Origin of the sequence: Streptomyces longhuiensis, from assembly GCF_020616555.1 — a bacterium.
Lineage (GTDB): Bacteria > Actinomycetota > Actinomycetes > Streptomycetales > Streptomycetaceae > Streptomyces > Streptomyces longhuiensis.
The window spans coordinates 2,798,600-2,814,008 of the sequence record NZ_CP085173.1 but is presented as its reverse complement, the minus strand read 5'-3'; the positions used below and the strand labels follow the sequence as shown (position 1 = coordinate 2,814,008).

Here is a 15,409-nt window from a genome sequence, read left to right as displayed (position 1 = left end):
GCGCCCGGATTCCGAGTTATCAGGAAGAAGTTGCACGTATGCGTACACATATAAAACGTATAAGGATCTCGTGGTGCGTGACATCGTCCTGGCCCTCGCCGTTCCCCTGCTGATCTGTGCGAGTGGCATCTACGCCGCGTGTGACATCTGGTGGCGCCGCCGGCACCCCGCGCCGGACCCGCACTCGCATGCCGGGCGCCGCGTCGCCGCCGAACGGGCGGTGGCCGACGCGGAGGCGATCGTGGCCGACCGGTACGCGATCCTCGCCGAGGCGGAGCGCAGCGCCGCGCGGCTCGGCGGACAGCAGTAGGGCAGTTCGGCGGTGGCAGTTGGGCGGTTCGGCAGGCAGCAGAGGGCGGGGCGTTCACTCCCCGCCGGTGAGTGAACGCCCCGCCCTCATGTGCGGTGTCAGGCAGCGGTGGTGCTGTTGATCAGCGCTTACCGGTGTTGTTGAAGAGCGAGCGCGACCACGTGTAGCCGAGCACCGCCAGCGCCACGCACCAGACCACGGCCAGCCACCCGTTGTTGCCGATCTCGGTGCCGAGCAGCAGTCCGCGCAGGGTCTCGATGGCCGGGGTGAAGGGCTGGTACTCGGCGATCGGCTGGAACCAGCCCGGCATCGCGTCGACCGGCACGAACGCGCTGGACAGGAGCGGCAGGACCATCAGCGGCATCGCGTTGTTGCTGGCCGCCTCGGCGTTCGGGCTGGACAGGCCCATGCCGACCGCGATCCAGGTGAGCGCCAGGGAGACGAGCGCCAGCAGCCCGACCGCCAGGATCCACTCCAGGGCGGTGGCGTCCGTGGACCGGAACCCGATCGCCACGGCGACGGCCCCGACGAGCACCACGCTCATCACGCACTGCAGCACACTGCCGACGACGTGCCCGATGAGCACCGATCCGCGGTGGATCGCCATCGTGCGGAAGCGGGCGATGATGCCCTCGGTCATGTCCATGGAGACGGACACCGCGCTGCCGATCGTTGTGCCGCCGATGGTCAGCATCAGGATGCCCGGGACGAGATACGCGATGTACGCGGAGCGGTCGGCGCCGCCGCCGCTGATGCCGGCGCTCATCACGTCGCCGAAGATGTAGACGAAGAGCAACAGCAGCACGACGGGCGTCAGCAGCAGATTCAGCGTCATGGAGGGGTAGCGCCGGGCGTGCAGCAGGTTGCGGCGCAGCATCGTGGACGAGTCGCGCACGGCGAGGGACAGGGAGCTCATCGGGCTTCCTCCTTGAGCTGGTTGGGCTGGTTCGGCTGGTTGGGGATGCCGGCGCCGCCGGTGAGGGCGAAGAACACGTCGTCGAGGTCTGGGGTGTGCACGGTCAGCTCGTCCGCCTCGACGCCGGCGGAGTCGAGCCAGTCGAGGACGGAGCGCAGTTCGCGCTGGCTGCCGTCGCTGGGGATCTGCAGCGCGAGGGCCTCGTCGTCCCGGTGGGCCTCGTGCAGTGCGAGGGCGGCGGACTGGTAGGCGTCGGGGTCGGTGAACCGGAGTCGGATGTGTCCGCCGGGGATGAGCCGCTTGAGTTCCTCGGCGCTGCCCTCGGCGGCGATCCTGCCGTTGTTGAGGACGGCGATGCGGTCGGCGAGTTCGTCGGCCTCGTCGAGGTACTGGGTGGTGAGGAAGACGGTGACACCGTCGGAGACCAGTTCGCGGATGATGCCCCACATGTTGTGCCGGGCGCGGGGGTCGAGGCCGGTGGTCGGCTCGTCGAGGAAGATGATCCGCGGGTTGCCGACCAGCGTCATGGCGATGTCGAGGCGGCGCTTCATGCCGCCGGAGTAGGTGGAGGCGGGCTTCTTCGCGGCGTCGGTGAGGTCGAACCGCTCCAGCAACTCGGCTGCGACGCGCCGCCCTTCACGCTTGGGCAGGTGGTGCAGGTCGGCCATGAGGAGCATGTTCTCCTCGCCGGTGATCAGGCCGTCGACGGCGGAGAACTGCCCGGTGACACCGATCGCGGCGCGTACGCCGTCCGGTGACGTGGCGAGGTCGTGGCCCGCGACCTGGGCCTGGCCGCCGTCGGCGGAGATGAGCGTGGACAGGATCTGCACGGCCGTGGTCTTGCCGGCGCCGTTCGGGCCGAGCAGGGCGAACACGGTGCCGGTCGGGATGTGCAGGTCGATCCCGTCGAGGACGGTCTTGTCGCCGTACGACTTGCGCAGACCGACGGTGGAGACGGCGGCGGGCGGCTGCTGGCCGTTGCCCGACCTGGACGTGGTCATGACAGATGAAGGCATGGGGCCCTCCCGTTCGAAGGCGTGGTGAGCGGTGAAGTGGCTGGTGGCGTAAGGAACTTGGGGTGGGTCAGGCCCGGGCGCGGCGGATGTCGATGTTGCCGAACTTGGTCCGGGCGCGGACCTCGACCGTTTCCTCGCTCTTCTCCGGGCTGTCGGAGGCGGTGAGTGTGTTGCGCACCTGTCCGTTGCCCGAGCCGGCGTCGAGCCAGGCGGCCGTGCCCTCGCGGATGCCGATGTCGATGGCGCCGTAGGAGGTCTCCAGCTGGACGGTGCCACGGGCCACGTCGCCCACGCGCAGGGTGCCGTGGGCGGTGGTCGCGGTGACCGAGCTCTCGGCGCGCCGGATGTCGATGTCGCCGTTGGCGCCGCTCACCCGCAGATCGCCGATCGCGGTGCCGACGGTCGTGGAGCCGTGCGAGTTCTTCAGGACGGCCGGGCCGTCCACGACACCGACGCGCAGGCTGCCGGAGCTGGTGGTGATCTCGGCCAGGCCCTCGACATGGTCCACGGTGATCGTGCCGTGCGACGCGGTCAGCTGGAGCGGGCCCGTCGAGTCCAGGCGGACGTCACCCGACGACGTCTTCACGCGGACCTCGCCGAGCCGGCCCTCGCCGAGCACCTGGGTCCAGGCGCCGGTCGTGTCGATGCGGGAGCCGGTCGGCAGCTCGACCGTCACGTCGACGCTGCCGGTGGGCCCGACGAGGTACCGCCCCTTGGGTGTCCTGATGGTCAGCACGCCGTTCGCGTAGGTGACCTCGGTCTGCTCGGCGACCCGCACGTCCTTGTCCTTCTTCGGGTCGCGGGGCCGCATCTCGACGACCGTGTCGAGGCGGTCGCTCGCGCTGAACTGGATGGAACCGGCGGCCACGTTGGCGATGACCGAGATCGGCTGGGGCGTGTCGAAAGAAGGCATGGCTGTCCCGTCCTCTTGGGTCTCAGGGTGAAGTTCCGGGTGAATTCGGGCGGGCGGGATGCGCGGCTAGCGCACCCAGCCCGTGAAGCTCTGTCCGACGGTGCGGGTGGTGCGGGTGGCTTGGGCGCCGCCCGGTGTGCGTGACGGGGCGCCGCCGTCGACCGCGGCCGACACGGCTCGTACCAGCCACGCGTTGACCGACAGGCCCTCGCGGCCCGCGGCCTCCTCGGCGCGCGTCTTGAGATGGGCGGGCAGGCGCAGATTGACGCGGGCGGTGCCGCCGTCGTCTCCGTCGGCGGGCGCCGGGGCCGGCGCCTTGAGCGGCTCGGCGGGCCCGCTCCTGTCCTCGTACGCCTCGTCGGCCGCCGGCCGCGTCACGACGAAGTCCGGGTCGAGTCCGCGCAGCCGCACGTCGACCGAGCCGGGGGCGAGTTCACGGGTGATCTCGTCCATCGCGGCGGAGAGCACATTGAGCATCGTCAGGCGGGTCGCCGACTCCAGGGGAGCGGTGAGCCGCTCGGCCAGCTCCCGGGCTTCTTCGCCGCCGGCTTCGGCGGCCACCGCGAGTTCGCGGCGGAGGTTGTCGACATACGGCGTGAGGTCCATGACGTCATAGTGGCATCACTTTGGCGCCATGCGCAAGCCTGTGAGGGAAGTAATGGTGAGTCGGGGTTGAGCAAGTGGCTCTGGCCTGGGGAAACGCGGTGACATCGAGTTGAGTCAATGCGGTGCCACATGGAGTCTCGCCCGCCCTGGCGCCTCTGGTGGTGCCACGTGGCGCCATGTGGTGCCATGCGGTGTCGCGTGGCGCCATGGGGTGTCGCGCGGTGTCATCGGAGTCTGGCCGCGGCCGGGCAGGCGGTCCTCATCTCCGGCTTCCCGGCCTTCTCCGACTCGCCGAACAATCAAGTTACCTGGACAAAAAAAGTTTTCGGTGGGACGGTGGAGTCATGTTGGACGTCACCGTGATCGAGGACCCGGCGGCAGCCGCGGTCTCCCTCGACCCGATCAGGGCCCGGCTGCTCGCGGAGCTGGCCGCCGGACCCGCATCCGCCGCGATGCTCGCCCCCAAGGTCGGCCTGCCGCGCCAGAAGGTGAACTATCACCTCAAGGCGCTGGAGAAGCACGGCCTGGTCGAGCTGGCGGGGGAGCGGCGCAAGGGCAATGTCACCGAGCGCCTGATGCGGGCCACGGCCGCCTCGTACGTGATCTCACCGGTCGCGCTCGGCGCCGTGCGGCCCGACCCGGACCGGGCCCGCGACCAGCTCTCCGCACGCTGGCTGCTCGCCGTCGCGGCACGTCTCGTACAGGACGTGGGAGCGCTGCTGACCGGGGCCGCCAAGGCGAAGAAGCGCCTGGCCACCTACGCGCTCGACGGCGAGGTCAGGTTCGCGTCCGCCGCGGACCGGGCCGCGTTCATCGAGGAACTGACCCAGGGGGTCGGCGCGCTCGTCCGCAAATACCACGACGGATCCGCGGAGGGCGGCCGCGACCACCGCGTGGTGATCGCCGTGCATCCCTCGCTGAAGGATCCGCAGCCCCGACCGCCCCTCGAAGACTGACCGCACCAAGGAGTTACCGCCATGACGAACGAACCCAGGGAATTCGAGATCGCCCGCGAGTTCGAGGTCGACGCCACCCCCGAGCAGGTCTGGGAGGCGCTCACCTCGGGCACCGGCGGCTGGCTGTGGCCGATGGAGTACGAGCCGAAGGAGGGCGGCCGCGGCCCCCACGGCGCCACGATCACCGCCTGGGACCCGGAGCACCGGCTCACCGCCCGCTCGGACAACGCGGAAGCGCTGCCGCCGTTCCAGACCCTCAACCAGCTGGACCATGTCATCGAGGCCCGCGACGGCGGCAGCCGCGCCTGGGTCCGCTACGTCCACAGCGGGATCTTCGTCGACAACTGGGACGACTACTACGACGGCGCCGACAAGCACACCGACTTCTACCTGCACACGCTGCGCCAGTATCTGACGCACTTCGCGGGCCGCCCCGTCGCCTTCACCATGTTCGACGGGCCCGCCGCGTCGGCGAACCCCGAGGCCCTCGCCGCCGTCGGCCGCGCCCTCGGCCTGCCCGACGACGCCGCCGAGGGCACCAAGCTGCGCGTCCGAGGACCCGGCGGCGAGACCCTGGAAGCCGTACTCGACTACCGCAACCCGTACTTCATCGGCCTGCGCACCGACGACGCCCTGTACCGCGTCTTCGGCCGCGGCCGCTGGGGCGCGCCCGTCGGCATCGTCGTCCACGACTTCGCGCCGGACGCCGACGCCGCGCAGGACGAGGCGGCCTGGCGCGGCTGGCTGGACGGGGTCTTCGCCTGACGACCCCGCCCGCCTGACGATCCGCCGGTGTTGCGGACAGGCCCGCAGGTGCTACGGACGGAACCGCAGCACCTGCGGGTCGTGGTCGCTGATCTGGTCGTTGAACTCGCTGTTGACGTGCACGCTGTCGTACGCGAAGTCGTCGTGCCGGATCGACGGGCTGATCAGGATCTGGTCGAGGACCTGGCTGTTGCCCTGGTAGTCGTACGTGTAACGCTCGCTCCTCGGCAGGGACTTGATCGCCGACCACAGGGCGCCGCCGTCCTCCAGGCGCTGCGCCGTGCCGGAGAACTCGAAGTCGTTGATGTCGCCGAGCGTCACGACGGCGGCGTTCTTCTGCGCCTTGAGGATCTCCTTCACGAAGCCGTTCACCGCGTTTGCCTGCGCGTGGCGCTGGGTCTCCGAGCTGCGCGCCGGCGGCTGGTACTGCGCCGTCAGGCCCTGGTCGCCGCCCTTGGACGCGAAGTGGTTGGCGATGACGAAGACGGTCTTCCCGCGGAAGACGAACTCGCCCGCGAGCGGCTTGCGGCTGTTCTTCCACGCCTCGTCGGCCGGGGCGATCCGGCCCGGGGACGCGGTCAGCGCCGCCCGGCCGTGCGTCCGGGTCACGCCCACGGGAGTCGTGGAGTCGCCGCCCGCGCGGTCGGTGAACGAGACGCGCTCGGGGTTGAAGAGGAACACCTGGCGGATGTTGCCGCCGGGCTCGCCGCCGTCCTGGTCGTTGACCGGGTCGACGGAGCGCCACTCGTACTTCGGGCCGCCGGCGGCGACGATCGCGTCGATCAGCTTGTTCACCGTGACGTCCGCGGCGACCGTGCCGTCGTCCTTCGCGCCGTTGTTGTCCTGGATCTCCTCCAGGGACACGACGTCGGGCGACTGGAGGTGGTCGACGATCGCGGCCGCGTGCGCCGCGAACGTGCCGTCGGCCGGGTCCAGGTTCTCGACGTTGTACGTGGCCACGGCCAGCTCGCCGCGCTTCTGCTTCCGCGTCGTCTCCCGCTCCAGGCCGCCCTTGTCCAGGGTGCCGAGCTCCCGCGCGACCAGCGTGTAACCGCCGAACTGGGTGTAGTCCAGGGGGCCTTCGGTCCGGCCCGCCAGGGTGTCCCCGACGTTCGCCGCGGGGAAGTCGGCGACCGTGCCGAGCGACTGGATCTGGAGACGGCCCGTGTTCTGGGACCCGTACGAGCCGTAGACGGTGCCGCCGCGGCGCGTGGGGTTCTCGTGCGGCTTGACCGTCACCCACAGCTCGGCGTACGCGTCGGAGGCGGTGACGACACGCGAGGAGCCGACGCGTACGTTCATGCCCTCCAGGGACTCGTAGAGGTCCAGGGCGTACTTCGACGGGCGCAGCGGCAGCGCGTTGACCGAGCCGTTCGCCGCCGGGTCGCCGGCCGGGGCGTACGCGGCGGGGACCGACTTCGCGTCGATGACCGTGGCGGCCGGGAGCGCGTTGCCCGACGAGACGACCGTGACCGTCGGCTTGGTGATCTCCGTGACGGACTGGTTGCCCGACGAGGCGCCGCCGGGGACGTACTCCGAGACCGTGCCCGAGACCGTCACCGCGTCGCCGGCGGCGGCCTTCGGGGTCGAGCTGGTGAAGACGAAGACGCCCTCGCTCGTGGCGGGGTCGTCGTCGGGTGTCGTGTCCTGGATCCAGAAGCCCTTGGACGAGCCGTAGGTTCTGACGCCCGTGACCACACCGGCCACGTCCGTGACCTGTTTCCCGGCCAGCGGGGACGTCCGGGTCGCGCCCTGGATGTCATGGATGCGTATCGCGTCCGCGTGTGCGGGCGAGGTGAGGACGACGGCGGAGACGGTGGAGCAGACGGCGGCGACGGTCAGCGCGGCGAGGCGCGACGAGTTCTTGCTCGGCAAGGGGTCCCTCCGGGGACGTGCGTGATGCGCCGGGACGAGGGTGGAGCGAGCGGGCCGCTCCGTGCTCTTCTACGCGCGTAAATGTCTTGTGGAGCAAGGGGAGTTGTCAAGGTTTCAGCGGTGTACGGTTCCTGACGGGTACATGAACCGGGCGGCATGCTGCCAAATCCGTCTAGGCTGAGCGGTCGCACAACACGTCCGGAGGAGAACAAGGCGATGTCAGACAGCTCCCCCCTGCCGCCGGCGAGGCTGCACTCCGAAGCGGAGCTCGCGCGCGACGCCCTCGCCACCCCGCTGCTCTCCCGCGCGGTGCGGCTCGCCCGCTGGGCCGGGCCCACGACCCGGGTCGGCGCGGGCGGCGAACTCGCCGAGGAACAGCTGCCCGCCGCGGCGCTCGAACTCGGGCTCGCCGCCGATGCCGACGGGGCCGCGGACGCGAGCGAGGCCTGGCGGGTCGCGGTCGACACCGGGCTCGTGGAGATCGTGGACGAGGAGGAGGGCACCGTCACCGCGGGCGAGGACCTCGCCGTCGTCGCCTCCGGCAGCCCGCAGGACATCCTCGCGCTCTGGCTCGGCGCCCTGGACGCCGCGCTCGCCGACGCGAGCGTGCCGGACCTCGACGATCTCGTCGACGTCCTGGAGGAGACCGGCGAGGTCGACTTCTCGCAGCTCGACTGGGACCCCGAGGCGGAGGCCGAGTTCCTCGAGGGCGTCCTCGGCAACCTCTACCTCCTGACCGTCGCCGAGGGGGGCGCGGCCGACGAGCCCGTCCCGCTGCCCGCCCTCGCCGCGTCGATGATCGTGCCCGACGACATGGGCGAGCCCACGGACGACGTCCTGGAACAGGTGTCGGACGCGATGCTGAAGCTGGACGACCAGTTCCGGCTGCTCGTCCCCGTGGGACTGGTCGAGTTCCAGCCGGTCGACGAGGCGCTGATGGCGGAGATCGAAGAGGGCGAAGGGGGCGCCGAGCCCGACGCCTTCGACGACTCGGACGTCACGCGGTACGGCATGGTGCGGCTCACCCCGCTCGGGCTCTACGGCGTCCGCGCGCGCATGATCGACGCCGGTCTCGACGCGCCGGTCGTCGGTGACCTCGCGGACAAGGGCGCGGACACGCTGCTCGACGGCACGTCGTCGTTCCCGCAGGCCGCGGCGCAGGCCGAGATCGAGCAGTGGCTCGCGCGACGCCAACCGCTCGTGGCGGCACGGGAGTTGCTGGCCGCGGCACGCGGCACGGACGCCGGGGCGCCCCTGCGGCGGCTGCGCTGCCAGCAGGCGCTGTCCCTCGTGGGCGGCGAGGCGGAGCCGGCGCTGAGGGAGGTGCTCGACGACGCGGAACTGGGCGGTCTCGCGCGCGTGTGGCTCGCCGAGCACGGGGCGGGCGACGTGCCCGCGCCGCCGGAGTCCCTGATCTTCTGGCTCACCGTCGACACCATCGCCGCGCAGCTCGCCCTCGAGGGCAACTCGGACGAACTCCAGGGCCTGGTCGAGGGGCTCGCGGCGCAGCACCGCGGGTTCTTCGCGGCGGCGTGGAAGGTGGACCACCCGGCGACGGCGGACGTCCTGGAGGCGATGGGACGTCTGCATCCCGACAAGAAGGTGGCCAAGGAGGCCCGCAAGGCGGCGTTCAAGGCGCGGTCCGCGCAGGGCGGATAGCGGACGACGACGCAGGGACAGGGTGGGGCGGGGCGCGAGGGCGCCCCGCCCCTTTCGCGTACCGCGTCTCACCCACCCTGCGCCCCGCCCGCCGACGACCGTGAACGTGTTCGCTCTGCCGGCGTCGTGCGGAGTTCAGCCGCCGTTCAGGCATGGCAGGGAACGTGTGGCCGAAACAGCATCAGTGCCCGCTGCACCGCCACAGCCACCCGGTCACAGGAGACACCATGTCGCTCACCCGCAGGGACTTCACGAGACGCTCCGCCGCCACGGGCGCGGGCATCGCCCTGGCCGGCACCGTCGGCGCGCTCGCCACCGCTCCCGGTGCGCTGGCCGCCGAAGGGGACCATGAGGACGCCGCGCACACCGAGGGCCACGACGGGCACCACCACGGTGTCGGCTACGGCCCGCTCGTCGACGACCCGAAGGGCCTGCTCGCGCTGCCCGCCGGATTCTCGTACCGCGTCATCACGTACACCGGCAGGACGACCCTGGAGTCGGGCGAGTCCACCCCGTCCAACCACGACGGCACCGCCACCTTCGACGGTCCCCGCGGCGCCACGCTGCTCGTCAACAACCACGAGATCGGCGGCGCCCGCACCAAGGCGAAGTACCCGGTCCCGCTCACCGAGGGTCTCGTCTACGACCCGGCCGCCGCCGGTGGCTGCACCGTCGTCGAGGTCCGCCGCGACGGACAGGTCGCCGAGTGGGTCGGCATCGCCGGCACCGCCACCAACTGCGCGGGCGGGCGCACTCCTTGGGACACCTGGCTGACCTGCGAGGAGACCGAGGACAAGGCCGGCGCCAACGGCATGACCAAGGACCACGGCTACGTCTTCGAGGTCGACCCCGCGGACCGCCGCGCGAACCGCGCGCCCAAGCCGGTCAAGGCCTTCGGCCGGTACGCGCACGAGGCCGTCGTCATCGACCCCAAGCGCGGCCACGCCTACCTCACCGAGGACGCGTCCGGCCCCAACGGCCTGCTCTACCGCTGGACCCCGCCGCAGGGCTTCCACCACGGCCGCGGCAAGCTGCGCACGCTCGCCGACGACGCGGGCGTCCTCCAGGCCACCAAGTGCTTCGACTCCGGCGGCCGCTTCGTCGACGACCTGTCGCGCGCCACCCAGATCGGCACGGTCTACGGTGTCGACTGGGTCGACGTGCCCGACCGCGACGCCAAGACCGTCTCCGTGCGCAAGCAGTTCGCCGACGGTGAGGTCACCCGCGCCCGCAAGCTCGAAGGCATGTGGTGGGCCGACGGCGGCACGTACATCGTCTCCTCGTTCGCCCGTGCGGAGAGCCCCGTCCAGCACGACGGACAGGTCTGGTTCTACGACCCCAAGCGCCGCACCCTGACGCTCAAGGTCCTGCTCGGCGTGAACGCCGACCCGTCCAAGGACGGCGCCTTCGACGGCCCGGACAACATCACGGTCTCCCCGTACGGCGGCCTCGTCATCGCCGAGGACGGCAACGGCATCCAGCACCTGTTCGGCGCGACCGACAGCGGACGCACGTACCCGATCGCGCGCAACGAGCTGAACATCGGCACCGAACAGGAGCCGGAGTACAGCGAGTTCACCGGCGTCACGTTCTCGCCCGACGGTCGGACCCTCTACGCGAACATCCAGACCCCGGGCATCATGCTCGCCATCACGGGGCCGTGGAAGCGCCAGCGCTCGAACTGAGCGCGCTCGCCGGACCGACCGGCGAGTGACCTCCGGCCGGCGCGCACGCACCCGTCGTGCGCGCCGGCCGCGGTCGCTCCCGGGTCAGTCCTGCTCCTCCGCCGACAGCCGCTCCGCGAGCGACTCCTCGTGCACGTGGATGAGGGCCGCGACCTCCTCCTGCTCCCACCAGGGATACGGGGTCGCCCGCGCGACGCACCACGCGAGGACCTCGGGAACCGTCGGACGGGCGTACGGGGACTTGGCCAGGCAGCGGGCGAGGAACGCCTCCCACTCCTGGTCCGGGACGCCGACGAGGTCCGGCTGCTCGTGCAGGGTGCGGTGGATGACGTGCGGGGCGTTGCCCGCGCCGTGCGGATTGCGGCCCGTCGCGCAGAGGCCGAGCAGCGCGCCGAGGGCGAACACGTCCGCGGGCGCGCCGGCCGGGACGGCGTGGGTGATCTGCTCGGGCGCCATGAAGCCGGGGGAGCCGACCGGTTCGCCGACGCCGGGCGTCCCGCCGCCCGGGACCGCCGCCTTCGCGACACCGAAATCGACGACCTTGGGCCCGGCCGGCGTCACGACGACGTTCGCCGGCTTGAGATCGCCGTGCACGAGCCCCGTCGCGTGGATCGCCGTGAGCGCCCCGGCGAGCGACGCGCCGATCGCGGCGAGAGCGCCAGGGTCCGGGAGGCCGAGCGCCGCCACCGCCTCGGACAGCGAGGGGCCCACGCAGAACTCGGCCGCGAGCCAGGGCACCGCCGCCTCGGGATCGGCGTCGAGCACGGCCGCCGTGAAGGGCCCCCGCACGGCCCGCGCCGCCTCCGTCTCCCACCGGTACCGTGCCCTGAACAGCGGCTCGGCGGCGAGAGGTTCCCGCACCGTCTTGACCACCACGACCTGGCCCGCGGGGGAGCGAGCCAGGTGGGCGGTCCCCGTGCCGCTGTCGCCGAGCTGACTGACGAGGCGGTAATCCGCGAGACGCACCATGGAACGCCATCCTCCTGTACGGCTTCGAACAGCGGTACCGCGGCTCGCCGTCGGCGGGCAGGGACGCCCGGAAGACCCGGGCCGCCGAGAGCCGCCGACGATCACTGCGACGCCGGGCAGCCATCGGGGGGTTCCCGCGAACGCCATTGGTATCTAACATTTCAGTTCATGGCGGCCATCCGACGGGTGCAGCGCACCCTCCTCAGAGACCAGGCGTGCACCGCGATCCGTGACGCCATCGTCGGCGGGGACATCGCGCCCGGCGCGGTCGTGCGTGACGCGGATCTCGCCGAACTCCTCGGCCTGTCCCGCGCGCCCGTCCGCGCGGCGTTCTCACGGCTCGTGGACGAGGGGCTCCTGGAGACCAAGCCGCAGAGCCACACCAGGGTGACCCCCTTGGTGGCGGCCGACGTCCGGGACGCGGCCGCCGTCGTACGCGCCATGCACGAGCTCGCCGTCCGCACCGCCGTGCCCCGCCTCACCCGCGCCGACACCGACGCGATGCGCGAGGCCAACCGGCGGTTCGCCGCCGCCGTCGCGGCCGGTGACGTGGACGCTGCCCTGCGCGCGGACGACGAGCTGCACGGCGTCCCGGTCCGCGTCTCGGGCAACCGCGCCGCGGCCGACACCGTCGCCCGCTACACGCCGCTCATCCGCCGCCTGGAGCGGCGCCGCTTCGGCCAGGGCGCCGCGTGCGGCTCCGCCGAGCCGCACGCCCGCCTCATCGACGCCTGCGCCGCGGGCGACGTGACGGGCGCGGTACGGATCACGACGGAGATCTGGCGCGTACTGGAGGAACTGGCCGACGAGGACGTGTAGTCCGCCGGCACCCACGGCGGGTCCCCGCACCCGCGACCCCGAACCGACCCCGGGAGGTCCCGTGACGATCGACGCGTACGAGCGCTACCCCCTGCTCTTCGGCCCCTCGCCCGTGCACCCGCTGGACCGGCTCACCGCGCACCTCGGCGGGGCCGCCCTCTGGGCCAAGCGGGAGGACTGCAACTCCGGGATCGCCTACGGCGGGAACAAGACCCGCAAGCTGGAGTACCTGGTCGCGGACGCGCTCGCGCAGGGCTGCGACACGCTAGTGTCGATCGGCGGGGTGCAGTCCAACCACACCCGCCAGGTCGCGGCCGTCGCGGCCCGCGCGGGACTCAAGTGCGTTCTCGTGCAGGAGAGTTGGGTCGAGTGGCCCGACTCCGTCTACGACAAGGTCGGCAACATCCTCATCTCCCGGCTCGCCGGCGCGGAGGTGCGCCTGGTGCGGGCCGGGTTCGGCATCGGCGTCAAGGAGAGCTGGGAGCAGGCGGTCCGCGAGGTGGAGGAGGCGGGCGGCCGCCCGTACGCGATCCCCGCCGGGTGCTCCGAACACCGCCTCGGCGGCCTGGGATTCGCCCGGTGGGCCTGCGAACTGGCCGAACAGGAACAGGCGCTGGGTGTCTTCTTCGACACCGTCGTGGTCTGTTCGGTCACCGGGTCGACCCAGGCGGGGATGATCGCGGGATGCGCGGCGCTCGTCGAGTCCGGCGGCCGCCCCCGCCGCATCCTCGGTATCGACGCCTCCGCCGAGCCGGACCGCACCCGCGAGCAGATCCTGCGGATCGCCCGGGGCACGGCCCGGCTCATCGGCGTACGGAGGGAGCTGACGGAGGACGACGTCGAGCTCGACGAGCGCTATCACGCCGGGACGTACGGGGTTCCCGACGAGGCCACCCTCGGCGCGATGCGACTGGCCGCCCGCACGGAGGGCATGGTGACCGATCCCGTGTACGAGGGAAAGTCGATGGCCGGGATGATCGACCTGGTGGCCCGGGGCGAGATCGGCCCCGACGCGACCGTCCTGTACGCCCACCTCGGCGGCCAGCCCGCCCTGAACGCCTACAGCGCTTTGTTCCAGTGATCTGCGTCGCTGCAAAAAGCCCGTTCCTGAGGGGCTCAGGCGCAGGTGAGCGCAGGTCGCGAGGGGTGTTTCACGGACATCGTCACCGAAGTGTGAGGACACAGGCGTGGTGTCCGTGGGTGCGCGGGGCGCATACTCGTTGAATGACAAGGCCCCCCAGTACGCGCCGCCACCTTCCGGGCAGCCCCTTCAACGTTCCGGCAAAGCCCGCTCCGCCGGTCGAGCAGTTCGCCGTGGGCGACCGCGTTTCCCATGATCAGTACGGCCTCGGCAGGATCATCGGGGTCGAGGGCGACGAAGCCGTGCTCATCGACTTCGCCGGGCAGCAGGGCCGATTCCTGAGCCCGTTCTCCAAGCTGTCCAAGCTCTGACGTATCCGACGCTTCGGAACCGGCGCCCTGGATTCGGGGGTCGTGTCCACGGCTTCGGAGGCTGACGCCATGAGGCGGTCGGCAGCACGGGTGCCCGTGTCGCCGGCCGCCTCTGTCGTGTCCGCCCGTCACCCCTCGTGACGCCCCGGATCCCGGCGGCAACCCCTCGCTCGCATGAGCGAGGGACCGTCGTCCTCGGGGAGCCCGTGCCGCAGGCCCGTTCTCAGAGTGCCTGTGCCGCCGGCTTGACCATGCCGCGGACCGTCCGCGACTTCACGAAGTCGCCCATGGCCGTCATGTCCCACTCGCCGGAGAACTGGCGGATCAGCTTCGCCATCATCACGCCCGTCTGCGCCTCCGCGTTCGTCAGGTCGAAGCGGACCAGCTCCTCGCCCGTCGCCGCGTCGATGAGGCGGCAGTACGCCTTGGCGACCTCGGTGAACTTCTGGCCCGAGAACGAGTTCACCGTGAACACCAGGCCCGTCACGTCCTGCGGGAGCCGGCCCAGGTCGACGACGATCACCTCGTCGTCCCCGCCGCCCTCGCCCGTGAGGTTGTCGCCGGAGTGCTTGATCGCACCGTTCACGATCGAGAGCTTGCCGAAGTAGCAGCTGTCCACGTGGTTGCGCTGAGGGCCGAAGGCGATGACCGACGCGTCCAGGTCGATGTCCTTGCCGCGGAACGCGGGCTCCCAGCCGAGGCCCATCTTGACCTGCGAGAGCAGCGGCTGCCCGCCCTTGACGAGGGACACCGTCTGGTTCTTCTGGAGGCTGACGCGCCCCTTGTCCAGATTGATCTTCCCGGCGCCCGGAGCGGGGGCCGCGGGCGCGGCGGCCGGAACCGCGGGGGCCGGCGCGGGCGGCGCCACGCGCGGGTCGACCGGGGGAGTCGTCGGCGCGGGCATCGCCTGCACGGGCTGTGCGGGCTGTACCGGCGCGGGGGCCGCGGGCTCCTCGACGCTCACGCCGAAGTCCGTGGCGATGCCCGCCAGGCCGTTGGCATAGCCCTGGCCCACCGCGCGCACCTTCCACGCGCCGTTGCGCAGGTAGATCTCGACGACCACGAGGGCCGTCTCGGTGCCGAGCTGCGGCGGCGTGAACGTGGCGAGCACGGAGCCGTCGTCGACACCCCTGATGGTGGCCGTGGGCTCGATGCCCTGGAAGGTCTGGCCGGCCGCGTCCGGGCTCGCGGTGACGACGATCTTCTCGATGCCCGGCGGCACGGCGGCCGTGTCCACCACGATCGCGTCCGGTGCCGTGCCGCCGCCCGAGCGGTAGGTCACGCCCGGGCCCGAGGGCTGGTTGTAGAAGATGAAGTCGTCGTCGGAACGCACCTTGCCGTCGGCGGTGAGCAGCAGGCCCGAGACGTCGAGCCGCACCGGGGCGGCGACGTCCACCGCCACGCGGGCGGTGGACAGCGGGATGTTCGAGCCGGGGGTCATAGCGGTCATGCCGGGGTAACGAGCGAT

Annotated in this window: 15 protein-coding genes; 8 read left to right on the top strand and 7 right to left on the bottom strand. The window is 71.6% G+C overall.

The genetic code is table 11. The features are described 5' to 3' along the window. The first annotated feature begins 73 nt into the window (after positions 1-73). Positions 74-310 carry a hypothetical protein gene (locus LGI35_RS13185; protein ID WP_227294049.1) on the top strand — a complete coding sequence of 79 codons (237 nt, stop codon included), beginning with the start codon at positions 74-76 and terminating at the stop codon, positions 308-310. A gap of 121 nt (positions 311-431) precedes the next feature. On the opposite strand, the gene LGI35_RS13180 is transcribed toward LGI35_RS13185, so the two are convergent. The 4 genes from LGI35_RS13180 to LGI35_RS13165 form a co-directional block, all read right to left on the bottom strand. Continuing rightward, complete coding sequence (locus LGI35_RS13180) at positions 432-1,226, bottom strand: ABC transporter permease (protein ID WP_227294048.1); 795 nt, start codon at positions 1,224-1,226, stop codon at positions 432-434. Beyond that, the gene (locus tag LGI35_RS13175; protein WP_227294047.1) at positions 1,223-2,242 is read right to left on the bottom strand and encodes an ATP-binding cassette domain-containing protein; all 1,020 of its coding nucleotides are present in this window, start codon (positions 2,240-2,242) and stop codon (positions 1,223-1,225) included. The genes LGI35_RS13180 and LGI35_RS13175 overlap by 4 nt, the downstream gene beginning before the upstream one ends. Before the next feature lie 67 nt (positions 2,243-2,309). Continuing rightward, positions 2,310-3,155, bottom strand: coding sequence for a DUF4097 family beta strand repeat-containing protein (locus LGI35_RS13170; protein WP_227294046.1), 846 nt, complete (start codon positions 3,153-3,155; stop codon positions 2,310-2,312). 66 nt (positions 3,156-3,221) lie between these two features. Then, positions 3,222-3,761 carry a hypothetical protein gene (locus tag LGI35_RS13165; RefSeq protein WP_227294045.1) on the bottom strand — a complete coding sequence of 180 codons (540 nt, stop codon included), beginning with the start codon at positions 3,759-3,761 and terminating at the stop codon, positions 3,222-3,224. Between the two features lie 344 nt (positions 3,762-4,105). Here LGI35_RS13165 and LGI35_RS13160 point away from each other — a divergent pair, with 344 nt between their 5' ends. Continuing rightward, complete coding sequence (locus LGI35_RS13160; RefSeq protein ID WP_116502762.1) at positions 4,106-4,717, top strand: ArsR/SmtB family transcription factor; 612 nt, start codon at positions 4,106-4,108, stop codon at positions 4,715-4,717. A gap of 21 nt (positions 4,718-4,738) precedes the next feature. Then, entirely contained in the window at positions 4,739-5,482 is a 744-nt protein-coding gene (locus LGI35_RS13155) for an SRPBCC family protein (RefSeq protein WP_227294044.1), read from the top strand. A 51-nt stretch (positions 5,483-5,533) separates the two neighbouring features. On the opposite strand, the gene LGI35_RS13150 is transcribed toward LGI35_RS13155, so the two are convergent. Beyond that, a complete protein-coding gene (locus tag LGI35_RS13150) occupies positions 5,534-7,357 on the bottom strand; it encodes an endonuclease/exonuclease/phosphatase family protein (protein ID WP_227294043.1) in 1,824 nt (607 codons plus the stop codon). A 216-nt stretch (positions 7,358-7,573) separates the two neighbouring features. Here LGI35_RS13150 and LGI35_RS13145 point away from each other — a divergent pair, with 216 nt between their 5' ends. Both LGI35_RS13145 and LGI35_RS13140 read left to right on the top strand, forming a co-directional pair. Beyond that, positions 7,574-9,016 carry a hypothetical protein gene (locus LGI35_RS13145; protein WP_227294042.1) on the top strand — a complete coding sequence of 481 codons (1,443 nt, stop codon included), beginning with the start codon at positions 7,574-7,576 and terminating at the stop codon, positions 9,014-9,016. Positions 9,017-9,243: 227 nt separating this feature from the next. Then, the gene (locus tag LGI35_RS13140) at positions 9,244-10,701 is read left to right on the top strand and encodes an alkaline phosphatase PhoX (protein ID WP_227294041.1); all 1,458 of its coding nucleotides are present in this window, start codon (positions 9,244-9,246) and stop codon (positions 10,699-10,701) included. An 84-nt stretch (positions 10,702-10,785) separates the two neighbouring features. Here the strand turns inward: LGI35_RS13140 and LGI35_RS13135 are convergent, their stop codons facing one another. Beyond that, positions 10,786-11,670, bottom strand: coding sequence for a serine/threonine-protein kinase (locus LGI35_RS13135; RefSeq protein ID WP_227294040.1), 885 nt, complete (start codon positions 11,668-11,670; stop codon positions 10,786-10,788). A 168-nt stretch (positions 11,671-11,838) separates the two neighbouring features. On the opposite strand from LGI35_RS13135, the gene LGI35_RS13130 reads away from it, so the two are divergent. From LGI35_RS13130 to LGI35_RS13120, 3 genes are all read left to right on the top strand, one after another. Further along, positions 11,839-12,489, top strand: coding sequence for a GntR family transcriptional regulator (locus LGI35_RS13130; RefSeq protein WP_227294039.1), 651 nt, complete (start codon positions 11,839-11,841; stop codon positions 12,487-12,489). 61 nt (positions 12,490-12,550) lie between these two features. After that, positions 12,551-13,570, top strand: a complete 1,020-nt coding sequence (locus tag LGI35_RS13125; RefSeq protein WP_227294038.1) for a 1-aminocyclopropane-1-carboxylate deaminase — start codon at positions 12,551-12,553, stop codon at positions 13,568-13,570. Positions 13,571-13,713: 143 nt separating this feature from the next. Then, entirely contained in the window at positions 13,714-13,941 is a 228-nt protein-coding gene (locus LGI35_RS13120; RefSeq protein ID WP_116502770.1) for a CarD family transcriptional regulator, read from the top strand. A 223-nt stretch (positions 13,942-14,164) separates the two neighbouring features. On the opposite strand, the gene LGI35_RS13115 is transcribed toward LGI35_RS13120, so the two are convergent. Beyond that, entirely contained in the window at positions 14,165-15,382 is a 1,218-nt protein-coding gene (locus tag LGI35_RS13115) for a TerD family protein (protein ID WP_227300290.1), read from the bottom strand. Between the last annotated feature and the right edge of the window lie 27 nt (positions 15,383-15,409).